The sequence below is a fragment of the Methylobacterium planeticum genome (assembly GCF_008806345.1).
GTDB classification, from domain to species: domain Bacteria; phylum Pseudomonadota; class Alphaproteobacteria; order Rhizobiales; family Beijerinckiaceae; genus Methylobacterium; species Methylobacterium planeticum.
The window spans coordinates 205,044-227,811 of the sequence record NZ_VZZJ01000005.1; the positions used below are offsets into that span (position 1 = coordinate 205,044).

General features: G+C 72.8%; 20 protein-coding genes. 17 read left to right on the forward strand and 3 right to left on the reverse strand.

Features of this window, described 5'->3' with window-relative positions; genetic code table 11:
- Nucleotides 1–162 precede the first annotated feature (162 nt).
- Nucleotides 163–561: a GFA family protein gene (locus tag F6X51_RS08345; protein WP_407658480.1), complete on the forward strand. Its 399-nt coding sequence runs from the start codon at nucleotides 163–165 to the stop codon at nucleotides 559–561.
- A 238-nt stretch (nucleotides 562–799) separates the two neighbouring features.
- Here F6X51_RS08345 and F6X51_RS08350 read toward each other — a convergent pair whose 3' ends face one another.
- Nucleotides 800–1,687: a polysaccharide deacetylase family protein gene (locus F6X51_RS08350; RefSeq protein WP_150962767.1), complete on the reverse strand. Its 888-nt coding sequence runs from the start codon at nucleotides 1,685–1,687 to the stop codon at nucleotides 800–802.
- 358 nt (nucleotides 1,688–2,045) lie between these two features.
- On the opposite strand from F6X51_RS08350, the gene F6X51_RS08355 reads away from it, so the two are divergent.
- Nucleotides 2,046–2,465: a nuclear transport factor 2 family protein gene (locus tag F6X51_RS08355; RefSeq protein WP_150962768.1), complete on the forward strand. Its 420-nt coding sequence runs from the start codon at nucleotides 2,046–2,048 to the stop codon at nucleotides 2,463–2,465.
- 34 nt (nucleotides 2,466–2,499) lie between these two features.
- Here the strand turns inward: F6X51_RS08355 and F6X51_RS08360 are convergent, their stop codons facing one another.
- A complete protein-coding gene (locus tag F6X51_RS08360; protein WP_407658481.1) occupies nucleotides 2,500–3,033 on the reverse strand; it encodes a MarR family winged helix-turn-helix transcriptional regulator in 534 nt (177 codons plus the stop codon).
- Between the two features lie 166 nt (nucleotides 3,034–3,199).
- Between F6X51_RS08360 and F6X51_RS08365 the strand changes: the two genes are divergently transcribed.
- The 10 genes from F6X51_RS08365 (at nucleotide 3,200) to F6X51_RS08410 (ending at nucleotide 14,391) form a co-directional block, all read left to right on the forward strand.
- Nucleotides 3,200–4,474, forward strand: a complete 1,275-nt coding sequence (locus F6X51_RS08365) for an amidohydrolase/deacetylase family metallohydrolase (RefSeq protein WP_150962770.1) — start codon at nucleotides 3,200–3,202, stop codon at nucleotides 4,472–4,474.
- Nucleotides 4,474–6,900 (forward strand): xanthine dehydrogenase family protein molybdopterin-binding subunit, encoded by a 2,427-nt coding sequence (locus tag F6X51_RS08370; protein WP_246696687.1) that lies wholly within the window; start codon nucleotides 4,474–4,476, stop codon nucleotides 6,898–6,900. Before F6X51_RS08365 ends, F6X51_RS08370 begins: the two co-directional genes overlap by 1 nt.
- Nucleotides 6,897–7,784, forward strand: coding sequence for an FAD binding domain-containing protein (locus tag F6X51_RS08375; RefSeq protein WP_150962771.1), 888 nt, complete (start codon nucleotides 6,897–6,899; stop codon nucleotides 7,782–7,784). Before F6X51_RS08370 ends, F6X51_RS08375 begins: the two co-directional genes overlap by 4 nt.
- Nucleotides 7,781–9,007, forward strand: a complete 1,227-nt coding sequence (locus F6X51_RS08380) for a xanthine dehydrogenase family Fe-S subunit (RefSeq protein ID WP_150962772.1) — start codon at nucleotides 7,781–7,783, stop codon at nucleotides 9,005–9,007. The genes F6X51_RS08375 and F6X51_RS08380 overlap by 4 nt, the downstream gene beginning before the upstream one ends.
- A gap of 115 nt (nucleotides 9,008–9,122) precedes the next feature.
- Entirely contained in the window at nucleotides 9,123–10,286 is a 1,164-nt protein-coding gene (locus F6X51_RS08385) for an ABC transporter substrate-binding protein (protein WP_407658488.1), read from the forward strand.
- Between the two features lie 145 nt (nucleotides 10,287–10,431).
- Nucleotides 10,432–11,304, forward strand: a complete 873-nt coding sequence (locus F6X51_RS08390; RefSeq protein ID WP_150962774.1) for a branched-chain amino acid ABC transporter permease — start codon at nucleotides 10,432–10,434, stop codon at nucleotides 11,302–11,304.
- On the forward strand, nucleotides 11,301–12,446 hold the full coding sequence (locus F6X51_RS08395) for a branched-chain amino acid ABC transporter permease (protein ID WP_246696688.1): 1,146 nt from the start codon (nucleotides 11,301–11,303) through the stop codon (nucleotides 12,444–12,446). Before F6X51_RS08390 ends, F6X51_RS08395 begins: the two co-directional genes overlap by 4 nt.
- Nucleotides 12,447–12,454: 8 nt before the next feature.
- Nucleotides 12,455–13,318 (forward strand): ABC transporter ATP-binding protein, encoded by an 864-nt coding sequence (locus F6X51_RS08400; RefSeq protein WP_150962775.1) that lies wholly within the window; start codon nucleotides 12,455–12,457, stop codon nucleotides 13,316–13,318.
- Nucleotides 13,311–14,015: an ABC transporter ATP-binding protein gene (locus tag F6X51_RS08405; RefSeq protein ID WP_150962776.1), complete on the forward strand. Its 705-nt coding sequence runs from the start codon at nucleotides 13,311–13,313 to the stop codon at nucleotides 14,013–14,015. Before F6X51_RS08400 ends, F6X51_RS08405 begins: the two co-directional genes overlap by 8 nt.
- A 4-nt stretch (nucleotides 14,016–14,019) precedes the next feature.
- Nucleotides 14,020–14,391 (forward strand): Rieske (2Fe-2S) protein, encoded by a 372-nt coding sequence (locus F6X51_RS08410; RefSeq protein ID WP_246696689.1) that lies wholly within the window; start codon nucleotides 14,020–14,022, stop codon nucleotides 14,389–14,391.
- Here the strand turns inward: F6X51_RS08410 and F6X51_RS08415 are convergent.
- The gene (locus tag F6X51_RS08415; RefSeq protein ID WP_150962778.1) at nucleotides 14,388–16,664 is read right to left on the reverse strand and encodes a xanthine dehydrogenase family protein molybdopterin-binding subunit; all 2,277 of its coding nucleotides are present in this window, start codon (nucleotides 16,662–16,664) and stop codon (nucleotides 14,388–14,390) included. The two genes, F6X51_RS08410 and F6X51_RS08415, sit on opposite strands and share 4 nt — an antisense overlap.
- A gap of 453 nt (nucleotides 16,665–17,117) precedes the next feature.
- Between F6X51_RS08415 and F6X51_RS08420 the strand changes: the two genes are divergently transcribed.
- From F6X51_RS08420 to F6X51_RS08440, 5 genes are read left to right on the forward strand one after another with little or no spacing between them, the layout of a single operon-like run.
- Nucleotides 17,118–18,716 (forward strand): ABC transporter substrate-binding protein, encoded by a 1,599-nt coding sequence (locus F6X51_RS08420; RefSeq protein WP_150962779.1) that lies wholly within the window; start codon nucleotides 17,118–17,120, stop codon nucleotides 18,714–18,716.
- A gap of 17 nt (nucleotides 18,717–18,733) precedes the next feature.
- The gene (locus F6X51_RS08425) at nucleotides 18,734–19,714 is read left to right on the forward strand and encodes an ABC transporter permease (RefSeq protein ID WP_150962780.1); all 981 of its coding nucleotides are present in this window, start codon (nucleotides 18,734–18,736) and stop codon (nucleotides 19,712–19,714) included.
- On the forward strand, nucleotides 19,711–20,697 hold the full coding sequence (locus tag F6X51_RS08430) for an ABC transporter permease (RefSeq protein WP_150962781.1): 987 nt from the start codon (nucleotides 19,711–19,713) through the stop codon (nucleotides 20,695–20,697). The genes F6X51_RS08425 and F6X51_RS08430 overlap by 4 nt, the downstream gene beginning before the upstream one ends.
- Nucleotides 20,694–21,776, forward strand: a complete 1,083-nt coding sequence (locus F6X51_RS08435) for an ABC transporter ATP-binding protein (protein WP_150962782.1) — start codon at nucleotides 20,694–20,696, stop codon at nucleotides 21,774–21,776. Before F6X51_RS08430 ends, F6X51_RS08435 begins: the two co-directional genes overlap by 4 nt.
- Complete coding sequence (locus tag F6X51_RS08440) at nucleotides 21,773–22,768, forward strand: ABC transporter ATP-binding protein (protein ID WP_150962783.1); 996 nt, start codon at nucleotides 21,773–21,775, stop codon at nucleotides 22,766–22,768. The genes F6X51_RS08435 and F6X51_RS08440 overlap by 4 nt, the downstream gene beginning before the upstream one ends.

The following is a 22,768-nucleotide window of genomic DNA, read 5'->3' on the forward strand; positions in this document are numbered from 1 at the left end:
TGGCCCCGGATCCGGCGCTTCGCCCCGTCGGGTCCCGCCCCCGTCGCGGACCTCGCATCCGGCGGCGCAAGGCGCGCGGGCGGGCGCCCCAGAGGGGTGCCGAGGGGTGGAAGCCAGGGGATGGCAGCGAAGGGGTGGAAGCCGAGGGGCGGAGGCCGCGTGATGGAAGCCAGGTGTCAGTGCGGGCAGCTCTCCGTCGCTCTGCCCGGCCCGAGCGCGTCGGTCGTCGCTTGCCATTGCGGCTACTGCCAGCGCCGGAGCGGGTCCCCGTTCGGCGTGCTCGCCTACTACCCCGACGAGAGCGTCACGATCACGGGTGAGGCGACGCGCTACGCGAGGCCGACCGCGGCCGGCGGCACGTTCGAGACCTTCTTCTGCCCCACCTGCGGCTCGACCGTGTATGCCCGCGCCGGAAAGCACCCGACGAAGCTCGGGATCAGTGTCGGGGCGATCTGCGATCCGGGATACCCGGCCCCCGTCCGGTCGGCCTGGGAGGAAGGCAAGCACGCCTGGGTCGTGATCCCCGAGCCCGCCGAGCATTATCCACGCGGACGGTCCTGAGGGCAGGGCCCGCCCCGAAGCCGGCCGCTCAGAGCCTCAGGGTCCCGCTGGATCGGCGCATCGGGGCCCCGATGCGGACGCGGATCGCCCGCCGACGCGCCCTGACCGCGCCCGGACGGGCACCGGGCCATGCCCGACCTTGCGGCTCTCCGCGACGCGGCGGACCGGCCAAACCCCATCCCTGGGCGGGGCGACGCCGCGGGACCCGGGCACCGGATCGACCGCCGGGTGGCGCGCCTCAGGCCGGGATGCCGGCGGAGCGGACGTGGTCGGCGATGGCGCCGGCGGTGGTGAACCAGACCTGCCCGCGGTGGGCCGCGACGTGGGCGAGCGCCCGCCGCAGGGGCCGCAGCCGGTGGGGCTGCCCGACGATGTAGGGGTGGAGCGCGATGCCCATCACGAGGGGCGCCGCGCGGGACTGCTCCAGCATCTCGTCGAAGGCGTCGACGATCGCCTCGGCGAATTGCCGGCCGGTCTCCTTGCGGGCGACGATGGCCGGGATGTCGTTGAGCTCCTGGGGGTAGGGCACCGAGAGGATGCGGCCGCCGCCGCGGGTGGCGAACCAGGTCGGCTGGTCGTCGTGGGCCCAGTCGAGGAGGTAGCGGTAGCCGGCCTCGGCCAGGAGGTCGGGGGTGGTGCGGGATTGCGAGATCCAGGGGCCGAGCCAGCCCGCCGGCGCCACGCCCTCCTGCCGCGTCAGGACCTCGGTCGCCTCCGCGATCAGCGCCCGCTCGCCGGCCTCGTCGAGGACGCCCTGCCGCTCCGCGTTGGTGCGGCCGTGGCCGACGATCTCGTCGCCGCGGGCGCGGAACGCCTCGATCAGGCCGGGGCAGTCCCGGTAGAGGTTGCTGTTGACGAGGACGCTCGCGGGCAGGCCGAGGCCGTCGAGCAGGTCTCGGATGCGCCAGGCGCCGACCCGGTTGCCCCAGTCGCGCCAGGCGTAGTTCAGCACGTCCGGCTGCGGCCCGCCCGGCGCCAGCTCGGCGCCGAGCCCCTCCCCGAAGGCGAAGCCTTCGAGGTTGAGCCCGAGATAGACCGCGAGGCTCCTGCCCTCCGGCCAGTCGTAGACCGGCCGGGCCGGCAGGGCGCTGTAGCCGTAGCGGCCGTGTCCGTTGCTCGATCCCATGCGCATCCCATCCCTGTCCTGCCGCGCCCGTCCCGTCGCGCGAGCCTCCCGGTGCGGGCCTCGCGGTGCGGGCCTCGCGGTGCGGGCCTCGCGGTGCATGTCCCGCGCCGGGCCCGAGGGCAACGCCGGCCCGGCCCGGCGGGCTCCGGGACGCGATCGGGAGCCGCCACCGGCCCGGGCGCCGGCGCGGCCTTGCGCCGCGCGGGCCCGTCCGGGATCATCGCCGGACCGGCATCCGGATGCCCGGGCCGATGGCATGCGGGTTGCGCCGGCCGGCGGCTCCCTGCCTGGCGAACAAGTCGCGAAAACCTTCCCGAACCCCTTCCCGAATCCTCCGGCCCCTTCGAGACGAGAGACCATGACGAACCCGACCGACAGCCGCGAGGCCGCGCAGCGCGACGCCGCCATCGTCACCGCCTATCTCGAGGCCTCGATGGTGCCCGACCCCGAGACGGCGGCGCGCTACATGGCGCCCGGCATCGCGATCGTGTTCACGGGGGGCCGCAGCTTCCGGCATCCGCGCGAGGTCACGGCCTTCAACGGGGGCCGCTACGCCTGGGTCAAGAAGCGGATGGAGCGCCTCGACGTGGTGCCGGGGGAGGGGGTCACCACGGTCTACAGCCTCGGCACCCTCTACGGCGCCTGGCCGGACGGGGAGCGCTTCGAGGGCAACCGCTACGTCGACCGCTTCACCGTGCGGGACGGGCTCATCGTCACCATGGAGGTCTGGAACGACAGCGCCGAGCGCCTGCTGACGAAGCACGGCCTCACCGCCTGAGCCCGCGCCCGCCCGCCGCGGCGCCCCGGGCCGCTCACCCGAGCAGGTCGGCCGCGCCGAGGCGCTGGGCGTGGACGGCGGCGACCTTCTTCATCAGGCGCACGAGGGTCTCCCGCTCCGCCGGCGACAGGGCCGAGACGGTGGCCTCGTGGGCGGCCCGGGCGGCCTGCTCCATCGCGGCGTGGAGCGCGCGGCCCTCGTCCGTCAGGGCGCATTGCCGCGCGCGGCGGTCCGCATCCGAGGTCGCCCGGCGGATGTAGCCCCGCGCCGCGAGGCGCTTCAGGGCCCCGGTCGTCGTGGTCCGGTCGAGGGCGACCGCATGGGCCAGGGTGGTCTGGTCGGCGTCGCCGATCTCCGCCAGCAGCGACAGCAGGCTGTATTGCAGCGGCGTGATCCGGAACGCGGCGCAGCGCTCGGCGAACAGGCTGACATGGATCTGGTGCAGCCGGCGGGCGAGGAAGCCGGGCCGCTCGGAGAGGGGCCAGGGCGGTGCCGCCGGATCGGCCTGCGCTGCCGCATCGGACGACAGACCTGCCTGCTTCGCGAGCACGTCGCTGATCTTACCCAATCCCTCGACTCCATCCTGCACCGCCGGCCCCCGTTCGGAGCGCACTTCCATTTGGCATGCCATATGCTAGCGTAGATGCGAAGCATACTTCGCTTTTGCGCATTCCGTTCTTGATCGCGGGATCGCGGCGCGCCGCGATCCCCGACCCGGCCGACGAGGTGGTGAGATGGACGACACCCGGTACGACCTGCTCCTGCGCGGTGGACGCGTGATCTGCCCGGCCTCCGGCATCGACGGGGTCCGGGACGTGGCGGTGCGCGACGGGCACATCGCCGCCGTCGCGGACACGATCCTGCCCTCGGCGGCCGCGGAGGTGGTCGACGTGTCGGGCAAGCTCGTCCTGCCGGGCCTGATCGACACCCACGCCCACGTCTACCAGTACGTCACCGGCCGCTTCGGCCTGAACCCCGACATGGTCGGGGTGCGCTCCGGCGTGACCACGGTGGTGGACCAGGGCGGGCCCTCCTGCATGACCCTGCCGGGCTTCCGCCACTTCATCGCCGAGCGCTCCGAGACCCGGGTCTACGCCTTCCTGTCGGCCTACCTCGTCGGCGGGCTCGAGGGGCACTTCTACCCGAACCTCTACAGCCCGGAGGGGGTCGACATCGACGCCACCGTGAAGTCGGCCACCGAGAACCGGGACCTCGTGCGCGGCATCAAGGGCCACGCGGAGATCGGGGGCTTCGCCCGCTGGGGCATCCGGGTGATGGAGATGGCGGCCGAGATCAGCCGGCGCTCGGACCTGCCCCTCTACGTGCATTTCGGCCAGCTCTGGGGCCTGCCCGAGAGCGGCGCCAACGGCGAGGACGCCGACACCATCATGGAGCGGGTGATCCCGCTGCTGCGCCCCGGCGACGTGCTGGCCCACCCCTTCACCCGGCATCCCGGCGGCTTCATCAACGAGGCGGGCGAGGTCCATCCCATCATCCGGGCCGCGATGGATGCGGGGCTGAAGGTCGATGTCGGGCACGGCAGCCACTTCTCCTACCGGGTCGCCCGCGCCTCGCTGCCCGCCGGCGTCGTCCCCTACACCCTCGGCGCCGACATGCACGGCTACAACACCGAGGTGCCCAAGCCCGCCGGCACCCCGGAGGAGCACCACGACGACGAGAACCACCCCTTCCTCGGCCAGGCCCGCTTCAGCCTGACCCAGGCGATGAGCTCGATGATGGCGCTCGGCATCCCCCTCGAGCAGGTGGTGCCGATGGTGACGACGCACCCGGCCGCGATGCTCGGGCTCTCGGACCGGATCGGCGCGCTGACGCCGGGCTTCGCGGCGGACGTCTCGGTGCTGCACGACGACCGCGGCCGCTTCCTCCTGCGCGACAACGAGGACACGCGGGTGATCGCCGACCGGCTGCTGCGCCCGGCCTTCTGCCTGCGCGCGGGCCGGCGCTTCGACGCCGATTCGCCGATCCTGCCGCAGGCGATCGCGGCCTGATGCGCCCCCCCGCGACGGCGCCGCGATCCGGCGAGGGCGTGGGCGCGCGCCTGCCCCGCAAGGAGGACGACCGCCTGATGCGCGGGCGCGGCCAGTATGTCGGCGACATCCGGCTGCCCGGCCTGCAGGACGTCGCCTTCGTGCGCAGCCCGCTCGCCCACGCCCGCATCCGGGCGATCCACGTGCCGGAGGCCCATCGCGGCCGGGTCTTCACCGCGGCCGACCTCGACGGCGTCGCGCCGATCCGGGCGGTGTCGGGGCTGCCCGGCTTCAAGGCCTCGGAGCAGCCGGTCCTGGCGACCGGCAAGGTGCGCCAGGTCGGCGAGCTCGTGGCGCTCTGCCTCGCCCCGACCCGGGCCGAGGCGGAGGACATCGCGGCCTCGATCGTCCTCGACCTCGAGGAGCTGCCCGCGATCCACGACATGCTGGAGGCCCGCGAGCCCGGCTCCGCCCTGGTGCACGAGCACTGGGGCGACAACGTCTTCCTCGAGACCCTGGTCGACGTGAACATCGCGGCCGCCCTCGACGCGCCGATCCGGGTGACCCGCACGATCTCCACCGGCCGCCAGTGCATGGCGCCGATCGAGGGGCGCGGCGCGGTGGTCCATCTCGACCACCGCCTCGACCAGGTCGTGGTCCACACCGCGAGCCAGATGCCGCACATCGTGCGCAACGGCCTCGCGGAATGCCTGGGGCTGGAGCAGGGCCGCATCCGGATCGTCTCGCCCGATGTCGGGGGCGGCTTCGGCTACAAGGCGATCCTGCTCGCCGAGGAGGTCTGCCTCGCCTGGCTGGCGCTCCGCTGCGGCCACCCGGTGCGCTGGCTCGAGGACCGGCGCGAGCACCTCACCGCCAACGCCAATTGCCGCGAGCACCATTACCGCATCACCGCCTACGCCGAGCGCGACGGGCGGCTGCGGGGCATCGATTGCGAGGCCACCGTCGATTCCGGCGCCTACTCGGCCTACCCGTTCTCGGCCTGCCTCGAGGCCGCGCAGGTGGCCAGCATCCTGCCCGGCCCCTACGACTTCCCGTCCTACCGCTGCCGCACCTGGTCGGTGGCGACGAACAAGTGCCCGATCCTGCCCTATCGCGGGGTCGCCCGCACGGGGGTCTGCTTCGCCCTGGAGCTCGTCCTCGACGCCGTGGCGGCCGAGGCCGGCCTCCCCCCGGAGGCCGTGCGCGAGAGAAACCTCGTGCGCCCCGAGCAGATGCCCTTCGACAACATCACGAACAAGCATTTCGACAGCGGCGACTATCCCCAGGCGCTGGCCCGCGCCCTGAAGGCCATCGACGTCGCGGCCGTGCGCGCCCGCCAGGAGGCCGGGGAGCCGGACGGGCGCCGGATCGGGCTCGGCCTGTCGATCTACTGCGAGCAGGCCGCGCACGGCACCTCGGTCTATTCGGGCTGGGGCATCCCGATGGTGCCGGGCCACGAGCAGGCCGGCGCCCGGCTCACCCCCGACGGCGGCCTCGAATTGCGGATCGGCGCCCACTCGCACGGGCAGGGCCTCGAGACCACCCTGGCCCAGGTCGCCCACGAGATCCTGGGCGTGCCGGTGGCGCGCACCCGCCTCGTCCACGGCGACACCGCGATGACGCCCTACTCGACCGGCTCCTGGGGCTCGCGCGTGATGGTGATGGCGGGGGGCGCGGTCGCGGCGGCCTGCACGGAGCTGCGCGACCGCGCCCTGCGGATCGGCGCCCACCTGCTCCAGGCCCATCCCGAGGCGTGCCGCTTCGAGGGCGGCCACGTGGTCGGTCCCTCGGGCGACGTGTCCCTGGAGGCCATCGCCCGCACCTGGTACCGGCGCCCGCAGGACCTCGCCCCGGACGTGGATCCGGGGGGCCTCGAGGTCACGGCCGGCTACAAGCCGCAGCGGGATTCCGGCACCTTCTCGTACGCGGCGCACGCCGCGCTCGTGGCCGTCGACCCCGATCTCGGGGCGGTCGAGATCCTCGATTACTGCATCGCCGAGGATGGCGGCGTCCTGGTGAACCCCCTGGTGGTCGACGGGCAGATCTACGGCGGCCTCGCGCAAGGGATCGGCACGGCCCTCTACGAGGAGATGCGCTTCGACCATCGCGGCCAGCCCCTCGCCTCGACCTTCGCCGACTACCTCCTGCCCGGCGCCGCCGAGGTGCCGGAGCCCCGCATCGACCACATGGAGACGCCCTCGCCCTACACGCGCTTCGGCGTGAAGGGGATCGGGGAGGGCGGCGCCATCGCGCCCCCGGCCGCCATCGCCAACGCCATCAACGACGCCCTGCGGCCCCTCGGCGTCGCGATGCTGCACACCCCCGTGAGCCAGCGCCGCATCGTCGAGGCGGTGCTGGCCGCCCGTGCGGGCGGCACGGCCCGTCCGGGCGGCACGGCCGATGCACCGGAGCGGGCCGGCCCCATCGGCACGAGGGACGCCGCATGAAGCCCGCCCCCTTCGCCTTCGAGCGCCCCCGCGACCTCGCCGCGCTCCTCGGGCGCCTGGCCGAGGCCGAGGGGCCCGCCAAGCTGATCGCCGGCGGGCAGTCGCTCGGCCCGATGCTGAACCTGCGCCTCGTCGAGCCGGGCCTCGTGATCGACATCACGGGCATCCCGGAGCTGCGCGCGGCGCGCCTCGACGGCGGCACCCTGGTGCTCGGGGCCTGCGTCACCCACGCGGATATCGAGGACGGCCGGGTGCCGGACGTGACCGGCGGCGCCATGGCCCGGGTCGCCTCGGCCATCGCCTACCGCCCGGTGCGCAACCGCGGCACGGTCGGGGGCAGCCTCGTCCACGCCGACCCCGCCGCCGACTGGGTCACGGCGCTCACCGCCCTCTCGGCCGAGGTCGAGATCGCCGGCCGCTCCGGGCGCCGCCGCCTCGCCCTCGAGGACTTCGTCACCGGCGCCCTCGACGTGGCGCTGGAGCCCGGCGAGGTCCTGGCCGCGGTGCGGGTCCCGGCGCTGCCGCCCTCGGCCGCCTGGGGCTACGTCAAGCACTGCGCCAAGCTCGGCGAGTTCGCCCACGCCATCGGGGCCGTGCGGATCGACGCGGCCGCGGGCACCGGCCGCGCCGTGATCGGGGCGATCGAGCGGGCGCCCCTGCTCATCGCCGATGCCCGCCCGCTCTTCGGCGGCCGGATCGGGGCGGATTTCGCCGGGGCCTTCGATCCCGCCGCCGCCGAGGCCGCGCTGCGCGCCGCCGGCATGGCGGACGCGGTCGACCGGCACGTCCACGTCACCGTGCTGGCCCGCGCCGTGGCGCAGGCCGCCCGGCCCTCCGCCGGCCCCGCCCCCACCGCCACCGGACGCCTGAGCGAGGCCGCATGAGCGCGCTGTCGGCCGAGACCATCCTGGACGAGCCGATGCCCGTGGGGCTGACGGTGAACGGCCGCGCGGTGCGCGTCCGGGTCGAGCCCCGCACGCATCTCGGCGACCTCGTGCGGGACCATCTCGACCTCACGGGCACGCATCTCGGCTGCGAGCACGGGGTCTGCGGCGCCTGCACGGTGCTCCTCGACGGGGAGCCGGCCCGGGCCTGCCTCACCTTCGCGGGGTCCTGCGAGGGCGCCAGCGTCACGACGATCGAGGGCCTCGACGCGGACGAGATCGCCGGGGAGCTCCGCACCGCCTTCAACCGCGAGCACGCCCTCCAGTGCGGCTACTGCACCCCCGGCATGCTGGTGGCCGCCCGCGACCTCGTGCTGCGCCTGCCCGAGCCGGACGAGCGCCGCATCCGGGCCGGGCTGTCCGGCAACCTCTGCCGCTGCACCGGCTATGTCGGCATCGTCCGGGCCGTGCGCGGCGTCATCGCGGACCGGCGCGCCCGCGGCATCCCGGCCCGCGGCGCCGGGGCCGAGCGCGGCCTCGGCCCGGTCGGCGCCCGCCTCGGCGCCGCCGCCGCGGCCCGCACGCCCCTCGCGACGGCCGGCGCGGCGTCCGCCGCTGCGGGCGCCGCGCCGGCGCTTGCCCAGGTGGACGAGCTGGCGACGGATTTCCGGCCGGCCCAGAGCTTCGCGCAGGACTTCACGGTCTCGCACCCGCCGGAGGCCGTCTTCGCCCTGTTCGGCGACGTCGCGGCGGTGGCGGCCTGCCTGCCCGGCGCCGTGCTCACCGCCCGGCCCGCCCCCGACCGGGTCGAGGGCGGCCTTGAGGTCCGGATCGGCCCGATCAAGGCCCTGTTCCGGGGCCGCGCCCGGATCGAGCGGGACGAGGCGGCCCGGTCCGGCCGCATCCTCGGGGCCGGCAGCGACGCGGGCGGGCGCTCCGCCACCGAGGGGGAGATCCGCTACCGGGTCGGCCCCGGCGAGGCCCCCGGCAGCGCGCGGGTCGAACTCGCGGTCGGCTACACCCTGAAGGGCCCCCTCGCCCAGTTCGGCCGCCCCGGCCTCGTGCGCGACCTCGCGGGCCGGCTCACCGCCGAATTCGCCCGCAACCTCGAGGCCCGGCTCTCGGGCCGCGCCGCCCCCGCGACGGCGCCGGGCCTCAACCCCTTGCGCCTGCTCCTCGACCTCGTCCGCGCCCGCTGGGCCGCCTGGCGCGGGCGCCCGTGACCACGATTCCGATTTGCCACCCCTTCTGCCACCCCCTCGGCCACCCCCTTTCCCGATCCCGTTCCAGGCCCCGGAGACGACCCCGATGCGCAAGCCCACCCTGTTCCCGGCGACGATGCCCTCGCTGACCCTCGGCCTCGGCCTCGGTGTCGGCCTCGCCCTGGCCCTCGCCTCCGGGCCGGCCGGCGCCGAGACCGGCCCGATCCGGATCGGCGTCAACGAGCCGCTGACCGGCCCCTTCGCGGCGTCGGGCACCTACGTGGTCAACGGCGCCAAGATCGCCGCCGACGAGATCAACGCCCAGGGCGGCGTGCTCGGCCGCAGGATCGAGCTCGTGATCGAGGACAACAAGAGCAACCCGACCGAGGCCGCGGCGGTGGCCGAGAAGCTGATCACCAGCGACAAGACCCCGGTGATGATGGGCGCCTGGGGCTCCAGCCTGACCCTCGCGGTGATGCCCAAGCTCGCCGATTACGAGACCCCGATGCTGGTCGAGACCTCCTCGTCGGGCAAGATCACCACCTCGGGCAACCCCTACGTCTTCCGCATCTCGCCCCCCTCGGCGCTGGAGGCGGAGGCCTTCGCCCCGATGGTCGAGAAGATCGGCCTGAAGAAGGTCGACTTCATCGTCATCAACAACGACTGGGGCCGGGGCGCCGCGGCCGACTTCGCCAAGATGCTCAAGGACAAGGGCGTCGCCATCGGCCTCGTCGAGACCATGGACCAGGGCGCGCAGGACATGAGCGCCCAGCTCGCGAAGCTGAAGGGCTCGGACGCCGACACCATCATGATCACGAGCGCGGTCGACCAGCTCACGCTGCTGTTCAAGCAGATGTCGGCGCTCGGCCTGAAGAAGCGCGTCATCACCACCGGCGGCTCGCAGAACCCCGACCAGATCATCGCCCAGGCGGGCGGGGCCGCCGACGGCACCCTGCACCTCACCACCTTCCTGCCCTGGTACCCGGAGAAGACCCCGAACCCGAAGGCGACCGCCTACTTCATCGAGGAGTGGAAGAAGCGCGGCTTCCAGTTCGCGGGCGTCACCGAGAGCTTCCGGGGCTACGACGGCATCCGCACCATCGCGCAGGCCATCGCGAAGGCGGGCTCCACCGATGCGGCCAGGATCAAGGCCGCCTTCTGGTCCGTCGACTTCACCGGCCTCAACGGCCAGATCCGCTTCGCCAAGTCCGGCCCGGCCGGGCGCGAGAGCGGCCAGAGCAAGCCCGAAATCTACCTGATCCGGATCGACGGCGGCCGCGTGGTCATGCCCGAGCTCTGAGGGCGCCCGAGCCCCGGGACGCCCAAGCCCCGGGACGCCCAAGCCCCGGGACGCCCAAGCCCCGAGGCCCGAGCCCCGAGACGCCCACCCGGCCGCGCGCCCCGCCGCGGCCGGCCCGCCCCTCCGGATGAGCGAAGCGCCGCGCATGGACCAGCTGCTCCAGCACCTCGTCAACACCCTGATCCTCGGGGGCACCTACGCCCTGCTGGGGATCGGGCTGACCCTGATCTTCGGGATCATGAACGTCGTGAACTTCACCCACGGGGCGCTCTACACGATGGGCGCCTACCTGATGTACCTCGCGGTCACGGCGCTCGGGCTCGGCTTCTTCCTGGCGCTCCCCGCCGCGATCCTGGGGGGCCTCGTCCTCGGCGCCGCGATCGAGTTCGTGCTCCTGCGCCCCTTACGGGGCTCGGACATCGACACCACCATGCTGGTGATGATCGGCGCCGGCATCGTGCTGCAATCGGGCACCCTCTGGGTCTTCGGCGGCGTCGCCAAGTCCGTGCCGACGCCCTTCCCGGACGCGCCCCTGCATCTCGGGCCGGTCTCGGTCTCGTGGCTGCGCCTGTTCGTGCTCGGGGCGGCGCTGGCGCTGATCGGCCTGACCTACGGGCTGATCAACCGGACCCGGCTCGGCCTCGCCATGCGGGCGACCTTCCAGGACCACGACACGGCGGCCCTGATGGGCGTCAACGTGCGGCTGATCTACACCGCGACCTTCGCGATCGGCTCGAGCCTCGCGGCGGCGGCGGGCGCGCTGCTCGGGCCCGTCTACGTGGTGTTCCCGCAGATGGGGGGCCTCGCCGAGCTGAAGGCCTTCGCGATCGTGATCCTGGGGGGCCTCGGCAACATCACGGGGGCGGCGATCGGCGGCTTCATCCTGGCCCTCGCGGAGGAGCTCGGCGCCGGCTACATCTCCTCGGGCTACCGGGACGCGATGGGCTTCCTCATCATCATCGCGGTGCTGGCGTTCCGGCCGACCGGCCTGTTCGCCCGGGCGGAGCGCATCGGATGACCCGGCTCCTCTCGCCCGCCCTGCTGCCTCCCGCCCTCCTGCCCCTCGCCCTGCTGGCCGGGCTGGCCCTCCTGCCCCTCGGGCTCGCGGCCAACCCGTACCTCCTCAACGCCCTGATCACGACGGGCATCCTCACCATCGGGGCCATGAGCCTCAACCTGCTCCTCGGCTTCACCGGGCAGCTCAGCCTCGGCCACATCGCCTTCTTCGGCATCGGCGCCTATGTCAGCGCGCTGACGAGCCTCGGCTTCGACGTCGAGATCGGGTTCGGCGTCCGCGTGGTGCACGAGCCCTGGCCGGCGGCTTTCGGGTTCCTCCTCGGGGTGGCGGCGGCGGGCCTCTGCGGCTGGCTGATCGGGCGGCTCTCCTTCCGGGTGCGGGGCGCCTATTTCGTGATCGTGACGATCTCGTTCGCGGAGGTGGTGCGGCTCGTGGCCCTGAACTGGGTCGAGCTGACCCAGGGGCCGCTGGCGCTCACCGGCATCCCGGCCCTCGGCCTCGGCCTGCCGGGGCTCGGCAGCTGGACCCTGCGCACCAAGGTGCAGAACTACTACCTCGTCCTCGCGGTCGGCACGCTCTGCTACCTGCTGATCGCCCGCCTCGTCGGCTCGCGCTTCGGCCGCGCCATGCGGGGCCTCAAGGAGAACGAGTCCCTGGCGCTCTCGGTGGGCATCAACGCCACCCGCACCCTCACGGTCGCGGCGGTGATCTCGGCCGCGATGGCGGGGGCGGCGGGCAGCCTCTACGCGCATTACCTGCGCATCATCGACCCCGACGTGTTCCTGTTCGCCACCACCGTCACCATGGTGATCATGGTGGTGGGCGGCGGCAAGGGCACCCTGATGGGCCCGGTGGTCGGCGGCCTCGTCTTCGGGCTCCTGCCCGTCGCCCTCAGGCCCGTGATGGCGCCCGAGGCCCAGTGGATCGTCTACGGCCTCGTGCTGATCGCCATCCTGTTCGTGATGCCCCGCGGCCTGGTGCCGGGCCTCGCCGGCCTGATCAGGCCCCGCCGCGCCGCCGGCGCGCCGCCGCGCCCCGCCGGCGACCATGCGGGGGCCCATGCCGGGGCCCATGCGGGGGCCCATGCCGGGGCCCACCCCGGGGCCCATGCCGGGGCCCGCCCGGTGGAGGTCCGTTCATGATTTCTTCCATGGATTCACCCCCGTCCCCGATCCTCTCGGTCGAGCATGTGGGGGTCCGCTTCGGCGGCCTCGTCGCCATCGCGGACCTGCATTTCGACGTCCAGCCCGGCGAGATCGTCAGCCTGATCGGCCCGAACGGCGCCGGAAAGACCACTGCCTTCAACGTGATGACGGGTTTCCTGCGGCCGAGCCAGGGCGTCGTGCGCTTCCGCGGCACGGCGCTGGCCGGCCTGCAGCCGCACGAGATCGTGCGGCTCGGCCTGTCCCGCACCTTCCAGCGCACCAGCGTCTTCCCGGACGACAGCGTCCTCGACAACGTCCTGATCGGCCTCCACCGCCGCACACCCGCGCGCCTCCTCGACACGCTGCTCGGCCGCGACCGCGCCTCGGAGCGGCGCCTGCGCGCGGAGGCCCGCGACCTCCTCGACCGGGTCGGCCTGACCGCGCGCGCCGACGAGAAGGCCGGCGCCCTGGCCTACGGCGAGCAGCGCCTCGTCGGGGTGGCGCTGGCGCTCGCCACCGAACCTGCGATGCTCCTCCTCGACGAGCCCGTCTCGGGCATGAACGCCTCCGAGACCCGCGTCTTCGTGGGCCTGATCCGCGCGATCCGCGAGCGCGGCGTCACGATCCTCCTCGTCGAGCACGACATGCCGATGGTGATGGCGGTCTCCGACCGCATCGCCGTGCTGAATTACGGCCGGCTGATCGCGCAAGGCCCCCCGGAGGCGATCCGCAGCGATCCGGCGGTGATCGAGGCCTATCTCGGACAGGGCAGCGCCGCGCGCGAAGCCGCGATGCGAGCCGCGCAGGCCTCGCCCGCGCAGACCTCGCCCGCACCCGTCTCCGCCGCCCTGGAGGCGAGCCATGCTTGAGATCCGCGACCTCGTCTGCGGCTACGGCCATGTCAGCGCCCTCAAGGGCATCTCGATCCGGGTCGAGGCGGGGCAGCTCGTGGCGCTGGTCGGCGCCAACGGGGCCGGCAAGTCGACGACGCTGCGGGCGATCTCGGGGCTGGTGCCGCCCCGCTCCGGCGCCATCCTCTTCGAGGGGCGCGACATCACCGGCGCCGAGCCCCGCCGGGTGCTCGGCGCCGGCATCGCCCATTGTCCGGAGGGACGGCGGGTCTTCCCGCAGATGAGCGTCGCCGAGAACCTCGCCATGGGCGCCTATCGCCGCCGCGACGGCGCCGGCGTCGCGGCCGACCTCGCCCGTGTCTACGGCGAGTTCCCGCGCCTCGCCGAGCGGCGCCACCAGGCGGCCGGGACCCTGTCGGGGGGTGAGCAGCAGATGCTGGCGATCGGCCGGGCGCTGATGTCGCGTCCCAAGCTCGTGCTGTTCGACGAGCCGTCCCTCGGCCTCGCCCCGAACATCGTGGAGCGGATGTTCTCGGTCATCCGCACGGTCTGCGATGCCGGCACCACCGTGCTCCTCGTGGAGCAGAACGCCTTCGCGGCCCTGGAGCTCTGCGACCACGCCTACCTGCTCGAGACGGGGCGCATCGTGCTCGCCGGGACGGGGGCCGCGCTGATCGCCGACCCGCATGTCCGGGAAGCCTATCTCGGCGGCTAGGCGCGTGCCCGATCCGATCCCGCCGACCGGCCCGGACCGCGGGATTGGCGGGGAGGCGGTCTGGACCCGCGTCGCCGTCCTGGCGGCCTTCGCGGCCGGCCCGATCGTTCCCGTCCGGGCCGCCGGGCAGGCCCTCCTCCTGGTGCGCGACGGCGACCGGGTCTTCGCCGTCGAGCGGGCCTGCCCGCACGAGGGCGCCGACCTCGCGGGCGGGCGCTGCGCCGGCGGCCGGCTGCTCTGCCCGCACCATCGGGCCTCGTTCGCGCTCGCGGACGGGGCGGTCTCCCCGGGCTGGTCCTTCCGTCGGCTGCGCACCTACCCGGTGCGGCTCGTCGGGGACGCCGTCTGGGTCGCGGCGGGGCAGGGCGCGTCCTAGAGCACGTCCTCGATGCGGATCGGCAGGCGACGGTGCCGTCGGCCGGTGGCGTGGAAGACCGCGTTGGCGACGGCGGCGTTGACGCCGATGATGCCGAGCTCGCCCAGGCCCTTCAGCCCGAGCGCATTCACGCCGGTGTCGGGATCGTCCACGATCAGGGCCTCGACGCGCGGCGCGTCCGCCGCGGTGGCCACGAGGTACTCGGCGAGGTCCGGGTTGCGATAGCTGCCGCCGTCGAGCAGCGTCTCCTCGAGGAGCGCCGAGCCGAGCCCCCAGATCATCCCGCCGGTGAGCTGGCTGCGGGCCGTCAGCGGGTTCAGGATCCGCCCCGCCGCGAAGGCGCCGAGAAGGCGCGGCACCCGGATCTCCCCGGTCTGCGCGTGGACATGCACCTCGGCGAATTGCGCCCCGAAGGACCACGAGAGCGCCGCCCCGCCGCTCGCGAGCGCCATCCGGCCGTCCCGGATCGCCGCGAGGGATTCCGGGCCGCCGCCCACGGGCACGAACTCCGCGAGGGTCTCGGCCTCCCCCGGCCGCAGGCGCGCGACGGCGGCGGCGAGCGGCACGGCCCGCCCGTCCACCGCCCGGATCATCCCGGCTTCCGGGCGCAGGGCGGCGGGCGCGGCCCCGGCCAGGGGACCGTCCGGCTCGAGGCAGCAGCGGATCAGCCGGGTGCGCAGGGTCTCGCAGCCGAGGGCCAGGGTGTGCAGGAGGCTCGTGGTGGTCGAGGACCCGCCCGACACGCCGGCCGGCGGGAGCGCGGTGTCGCCGAGGCGGACCGTGACCGCCGCCACCGGCACGCCGAGCCACTCGGCCGCCGCCAGGGCAAGCAGGGTCGTGATGCCGTTGCCGATCTCGTGATGGGCGGTCTCGACGCGGACGCCGCCATCCGGCGCCAGCGCGACCCGCATCGTGGCGGGCGAGATCTTCACGGGGCGCACCGAGGCGGCGCAGCCGAGCCCGACCCGCCAGGGGCCGTCCCGCAGCGTTCCGGGCTCGGAGGTGCGCCGCGTCCACCCGAAGGCCTGCGCGCCCGCATCGAAGCAGCGCATCAGGGGCCGCGAGGAGAACGGCTTGCCCGAGATCGGGTCCGCCATCGTGTCGTTGCGCCGGCGCAGGGCGATCGGGTCGAGGCCGAGCGCGACGGCCATCTCGTCGATGGCACTCTCGAGGGCGAACAGGTAGGGCACCTCGGGGGGCGCCCGCATCGGCCCCGGCGTGTTGCGGTCGACGCGCACGGCGCGCTCGGCCGTGCGCACGTTGGGGCAGGCATAGAGGCTGGCGGTGACGTCCGTGCCCTCCATGGCGAAGGGGTCGAAGCGCGAGGTCGCCATTGCGGCTTCGTGGATGAGCGCGGTGAAGCGCCCGTCCCGGTCGGCGCCGAGGCGGATGTCGTGCCGCGTCTCGGGCCGATAATTGGCGATGGTGAAGCATTGCCGCCGCGTCGGCACCAGGGAGACCGGGCGCCCGAGATGCCGGGCGGCGAGCGCCACCAGGGCGGTGTGCTGCGAGAGGGCGAATTTAGAGCCGAAATGCCCGCCGATGAGGCCCGCGAACACGCGGATGGCGGCCGGGTCGAGGCCGAGTTGCGCGGCGAGCCCGTGCCGCACCGCGCCGATATAGCGGGTCGGCTCGTGCACGGTGAGACGGGGCCCGTCCCAGGCACAGGTGGTGGTGAACAGCTCCATCGGGTTGTGGTGCTGCACCGGCGTCTCGTAGCGGGCCGCGATCCGGACGGCGGCCGACGCTAGGGCGCCGTCGGCGTCGCCGCTGCGCGGATCGGCGTGCTTGTCCTTCAGCTCGGCGAGCGGGACGGTCTCGGCGCCCGGCGCCTCGAAGGTCGCGGAGAACGGGGTCGGTGCGTAGGTCACGCCGACGCGGCCGGCGGCCTCCGCGGCGGCCTCGGGCGTTTGCGCCACGACGAGCGCCACGATCTGTCCGTGATACGCCACCGCGTCGGAGCCGAGGGGCAGGTGGGAGCTGTTGGCGTAGCCGCCGGCCATCAGGTGCTTCACGGGCCGGATGGCGCCGGCGAAATCCCGGTGGGTGAAGATCCGAAGGGCCCCGGGAACGGCATGGGCGGCGTCGAGCGCGAAGCCGGTGATGCGCCCCCGCGGGATCGTGCTGGTCACGAGGGCCGCGTGGACGAGGCCGGGCAAGTGCACGTCCGAGGAATAGAGGGCGGCCCCCGTCACCTTGGCGGCTCCCTCGACCCGGATATGGGGCTGCCCGAGCAGGCTCGGGTGAGCGAAAGCATCGGCCGGCAATCCCATCGCGCGCTTCTCCCTCGCATGCCGGGACAACGCCTGGTCCGGGCCGATGGGACAGGCCTGCGGCGAACTGCGCGGCGGGCGATCCCGGCTGCGCACCCCACCGGCTTCGAAGCCGGCCTCAGGCAGGGCGAAATCGGTCTCCATCAGCCGGTAAGCACGCGTTCCGCCCGAATCTCCCTCCGTTTGAAGATTTTCTGAAAATCCATCGGATTTCTCATCGCATAACGATCGATTTTTCTATTCCGATTGATTGAGAAAATCGATGCAATTCCTATAAAACGGCGCACGGCCTTCATCGAGAGCCGATTGATTATTCGGGTTCAGAACCCAACGCCTTCGCTGGCACGAGTCCCGCATCACGCTCCGGGCGCCCTGCGCAGCCTTTCCGGAAATCCGATTCCTCCTGAACCTTGATGCGTGGACATGAAGCAGAAGCGGTGTGATGTTACGAGGATGCACAGAAAGACAGCACTGCTCGCCTTCGGTGTCGCGCTGGGCCTTGGCCTGGCCACAGCTTCCTCGGCACAGGCCGCGAACGTCTTTCGGTTCGCCTTCCAGGGGGACATCAAGTCGCTGGACCCCTACTCGCTGAAGGAGAGTTTCACGATCGGGATGCACGGGGCAGCCTACGAATCCCTGGTCACCCGCGACAAGGACCTCAACCTCGCGCCCCAGCTCGCCGAGTCCTGGGAGACACCGGAGCCGACCCGCTGGCGCTTCCACCTGCGCAAGAACGTGAAGTTCCACGACGGCACGGATTTCACCGCCGACGACGTGATCTTCTCTGCCGCCCGCGTGCGTGCGGCGGGCTCGAACTTCCAGACGAACGTGCCCTCGGACGCCGAGTTCGTGAAGGTCGACGACCACACCGTCGACATGGTGCTGAAGAAGCCGAACCCGATCGCGATCTTCCAGTTCTCGACCTGGTACATCATGTCGAGATCCTGGGCCGAAAAGAATGGCGCCACCGCGCCCTCTCCGGCCAGCGCCGCCTCGCCGAGCTACGCCGCCCTCCACGAGAACGGCACCGGTCCCTTCGTGATCACCGAGCACCAGCCGGGCGTCCGCACGGTGTTCAAGAAATTCCCCGGCTATTGGGGCAACGTCGAGTCGAATGTCGACGAGGCCGTCTTCACCACCATCGGCAACGCGGCGACGCGGGTCGCCGCGCTCCTCTCGGGCGAGGTCGACTGGATCGACCCGGTGCCGCTGCAGGACCAGCCGCGGGTGGAATCCAGCGGCAACGCCGTGGTGATGGCGGGTCCCGAGCTGCGCACGGTCTTCCTCGGCATGGACCAGTGGCGCGACGAGCTGAAGGATTCGAGCGTCAAGGGGAAGAACCCGTTCAAGGATCCCCGCGTCCGTCAGGCCTTCTACCTCGCCATCGACGAGGACACGATCGCCAAGCGCGTGATGCGCGGACAGGCGACGCCCTCCGCCCTCCTGATCGCCCCGTCGCTCTACGCGCGCTCCGGCGAGTTCAAGCGCCCGGCCTACGACGCCAAGAAGGCCAAGGCGCTCCTGACCGAGGCGGGCTACCCCGACGGCTTCAGCCTGACTATGGATTGCCCGAACGACCGCTACGTCAACGACGAGGCGATCTGCCAGGCGGTCGTCTCGATGCTCGCCCGCATCGGCGTGAAGGTGAACCTCAACGCGCAGCCCAAGGCCAAGTACTTCGCCAAGGTCCTGGCGCCCGCCTACGACACCTCGTTCTACCTCGTCGGCTGGACCCCGTCCTCGCAGGACAGCCACAACATCCTGTACGAGATCGCGGGCTGCCGAGGCGACGGCAAATCGGGCCGCGGCGGGTGGAACCTCGGCAATTACTGCAGCCCGAAGGTCGACGCCCTGGCCGATCAGGTCGAGGGCGAGACGGACTCGAAGGCGCGCGACGCCGAGATCAAGGACGGCTTCGACACGATCCAGGGCGAGTGGGGCTACATCCCGCTCCACCAGCAGGCGCTCGCCTGGGGCGTCTCCAAGAAGGTCACTCTGGTCCAGCGCCCCGACAACATGCTGATGCTGTACTGGGTGTCGAAACAGCCGTGAGCGGAGGCGCGTAGGTCGTGCTCGCCTTCCTTCTCCGCCGCGCCTTCCAATCCGTCGTCGTGCTCGCCGTCGTGGGGCTCATCGCCTTCTCGATGTTCCGCTTCGCGGGCGACCCGGTGAACCAGATCGTCGGGCCCGACACGCCGGTCGCCGAGCGGGCCGAGATCCGCAGGAGTCTCGGCCTCGACGATCCGACGCTGGTGCAGTTCGGCCGCTACGCCGGCAACGTACTGCGGGGCGATTTCGGCATCTCCTACCAGTTCCGCCAGCCGGTGGCGGCGCTCCTGGCCGAGCGCATGCCGGCGACCCTCGAACTCGCCTTCTGCGCCACCGTGTTCGCCCTCACGGTCGGCATCCTGATGGGCGTCTACTGCGCGCTGCGCCGGGACACGGTCCTCGCCAAGCTGTTCCAGGCGGTGTCGCTCGTCGGCGTCAGCCTGCCGACCTTCCTGATCGGCATCCTGCTGATCTTCCTGTTCTCGGTGACCCTCGGCTGGCTGCCCTCCTACGGGCGCGGCGACACGGTGCGGCTCGGCTGGTGGACCACCGGCTTCCTCACCCTCACCGGCCTCAAGGCCCTGATCCTGCCCTCGATCACCCTCGGCCTGTTCCAGATGACCCTGATCATGCGCCTCGTGCGGGCCGAGATGCTGGAGGTGCTGCGCACCGACTACATCCGCTTCGCCCGCGCCCGCGGCCTGACCACCCACGCCGTGCATTTCGGTCACGCGCTCAAGAACACCCTCGTGCCGGTCATCACCATCGCGGGGCTGCAGCTCGGCTCCGTCATCGCCTTCTCGATCATCACCGAGACGGTGTTCCAGTGGCCCGGCATGGGCCTGCTGTTCGTGCAGGCGGTGCAGAACGTCGACATCCCGATCATGGCGGCCTACCTGCTCCTCGTCGCGGCGATCTTCGTGACGATCAATCTCGCGGTGGACCTGCTCTACACGGTGGTCGACCCGCGCCTGCGCCTGTCGACGGGGCGCACCGCATGAGCACCTCCGTGGACGAGGCCGCCCTCGCGCCGCCCCTGCCGACCGGGGCGCCGCTCGCCCCGGAGGCGCCGCGCTCCGGCTTCGCCCGGTTCCTCGGCTCGGACCTCTGGGCGAGCTTCCAGCGCTCGAAGCTCGCCATGGGGGCGCTCGCCGTCACGGTCCTGCTCTTCGGGCTCGCCTTCTCGGCCCCCTGGATCGCCCCCCAGAACCCCTACGACCCGGCGCAGCTCGAGCTGATCAACTCCAACCTGCCCCCGCTCTGGGCGGCGGACGGCCAGGCGCCCTTCGTCCTCGGCACCGACGACCAGGGCCGCGACGTGCTCTCCGCCGTGCTCTACGGCCTGCGCCTCTCGCTGATCATCGGCCTCCTCGGCGTCGCCGTCTCGGGCACGCTCGGGATCGCCCTCGGGCTCGTCGCGGGCTATTTCGGCGGGATCGTCGACGCGGTGGTGATGCGGGTCGCCGACGTGCAGCTCACCTTCCCGGCCATCCTGATCGCCCTCGTGGTCGACGGCGTCGCCAAGGCGGCCTTCGGTGGCGCGCTCGACACCAACGCCACCATCCTGCTGATCGTGGTCTCGATCGGCCTCTCGTTCTGGGTGCAGTACGCCCGCACGGTGCGCTCCTCCGTGATGGTCGAGCGGGGCAAGGACTACGTCCAGGCCGCGCGCCTCATCGGCCTGTCCTCCCCGGTGATCATGGTCCGGCACGTCCTGCCGAACGTCACCGGGCCGGTCTTCGTCATCGCCACCATCAACCTCGCCCTCGCGATCATCACCGAGGCGACCCTGTCGTTCCTCGGCACGGGCCTGCCCGAGACCATGCCGTCGCTCGGCACCCTGATCCGCACCGGCAACCGCTTCCTGTTCTCGGGGGAATGGTGGATCGTCGCCTTCCCGGGCGCGGCGCTGGCCGGGCTCGTGCTGGCGATCAACCTGCTGGGCGACTGGCTGCGCGACGCGCTGAACCCGAAGCTGCAATGAGCGAGCCGATCCTCTCCGTGCGCGACCTGCGGGTCGCCTTCGAGACGCGGCGCGGCTCCCTGCCGGCGATCGACGGCGTCTCCTTCGACATCGGGCGGGGCGAGATCCTCGGCGTCGTCGGCGAATCCGGAGCCGGCAAGTCGGTGACGGGCTCCGCGGTGATCGGGCTCCTCGACCCGCCGGGCCGCATCGTCGGCGGCGAGATCCGCCTCGGGGGCGAGCGCATCGACACCCTGCCGCCCGAGCGCATGCGCCGGGTCCGGGGCCGGCGCATCGGCATGATCTTCCAGGACCCGCTGACCTCCCTCGATCCGCTCTACCGCGTCGGCGAGCAGATCGTGGAGACGATCCGCACCCACACCGACCTCTCGGCCAGGGCCGCGCGGACGCGGGCGATCGACCTCCTGGCCGAGGTCGGCATCCCGGCGCCGGAGCGACGCATCGACGGCTACCCGCACGAGTTCTCGGGCGGCATGCGCCAGCGCGTGGTGATCGCGCTGGCGCTCGCGGCCGAGCCGGAGCTGATCATCGCGGACGAGCCGACCACCGCGCTCGACGTCTCCGTCCAGGCCCAGGTGATCACGCTCCTGAAGCGCCTCTGCCGCGAGCACGGCACCGCCGTGATGCTCGTCACCCACGACATGGGGGTGATCGCCGAGGCCGCCGACCGGGTCGCCGTGATGTATTCCGGGCGCATCGCCGAGATCGGCCCCGTCGAAGCCGTGGTGCGCAATCCCCGGCACCCCTACGCCGTGGGGCTGATGGGCGCGATCCCGACGCTGACGCAAGGGAGCGGGCGCCTCGCCCAGATCCCCGGCGCGATGCCCCGGCTCACGGCGATCCCTCCCGGCTGCGCCTTCCACCCGCGCTGCCCGAAGGTGTTCGGGCGCTGCCGGGTCGACCGGCCGGAACCGATCCGGACCGATGCCGCCCCGGCCCGGACCGGATCGGACCCGGCCAGCAGCAGCCCCAGCGCCGTCGCCTGCCACCTCTACGATCCGGATGCGGCGGACCGACCCGCTCCCGCGGGTGGCGAGCCCCCCGTCGCGTTCCATGCCGAACCCCTGCAGGTCCGATGAGCGCGGCTGCTCCCTACGTCGAGGTCGATGGCCTGCGCCGGGTCTTCGACGTGTCGAAGCCCTGGCTCAACCGGATGATCGAGCGGGCACCCCGCCAGACGCTCAAGGCCGTGGACGGCGTCGCCTTCAGCATCGCGCGGGGCGAGACCTTCGCGCTGGTCGGCGAGTCCGGCTCCGGCAAGTCGACGGTGGCCCGGATGGTCGTCGGCCTCCTGCCCCCGAGCGGCGGCGAGGTCCGGATCACCGGCATCTCGATGACGGATCCGCGCCAGGCGGCGGCCCGGCGGCGCCTGCGCGCCCGGATCCAGATGATCTTCCAGGACCCCTATGCCTCGATGAACCCGCGCTGGCGCGTCGGCGCGATCGTGGCGGAGCCGATCCGGGCCTTCGACCTGATCCAGGGCGAGGCGGCGATCCGGGCGCGGGTCGGCGCGCTGCTGGAACTCGTCGGATTGCACCCGGACGATGCCCGCAAGTACCCGCACGCCTTCTCGGGCGGCCAGCGCCAGCGCATCGCCATCGCGCGGGCGCTGGCCTCCGAGGCCGAGTTCCTGGTGGGCGACGAGCCGACCTCGGCCCTCGACGTCTCGGTGCAGGCCCAGATCCTCAACCTGATGCGCGACCTTCAGGACCGCCTCGGGCTGACCTACCTGTTCATCAGCCACAACCTCGCCGTGGTGCGCCACATGGCGACCCGGGTCGGGGTGATGTATCTCGGGCGCCTCGTCGAGGTCGGCGGCGGGCGCGAGATCTTCGTCCAGCCGCGCCACCCCTACACCCGGATGCTCCTCGATGCCGTGCCCGACCTCGCCCATATCGGGCGCAGCCGCGTGCCGGTGGCGGGCGAGATCCCGAACCCGATCGACCCGCCTCCCGGCTGCACCTTCAACCCGCGCTGCCCGCTGGCGAACGCGCGTTGCCGCAGCGAGGTGCCGGAACTCCGCAACGGGGTGGCCTGCCACGCCGCCGAGGAGGGGCGGCTCCCGGCCTGA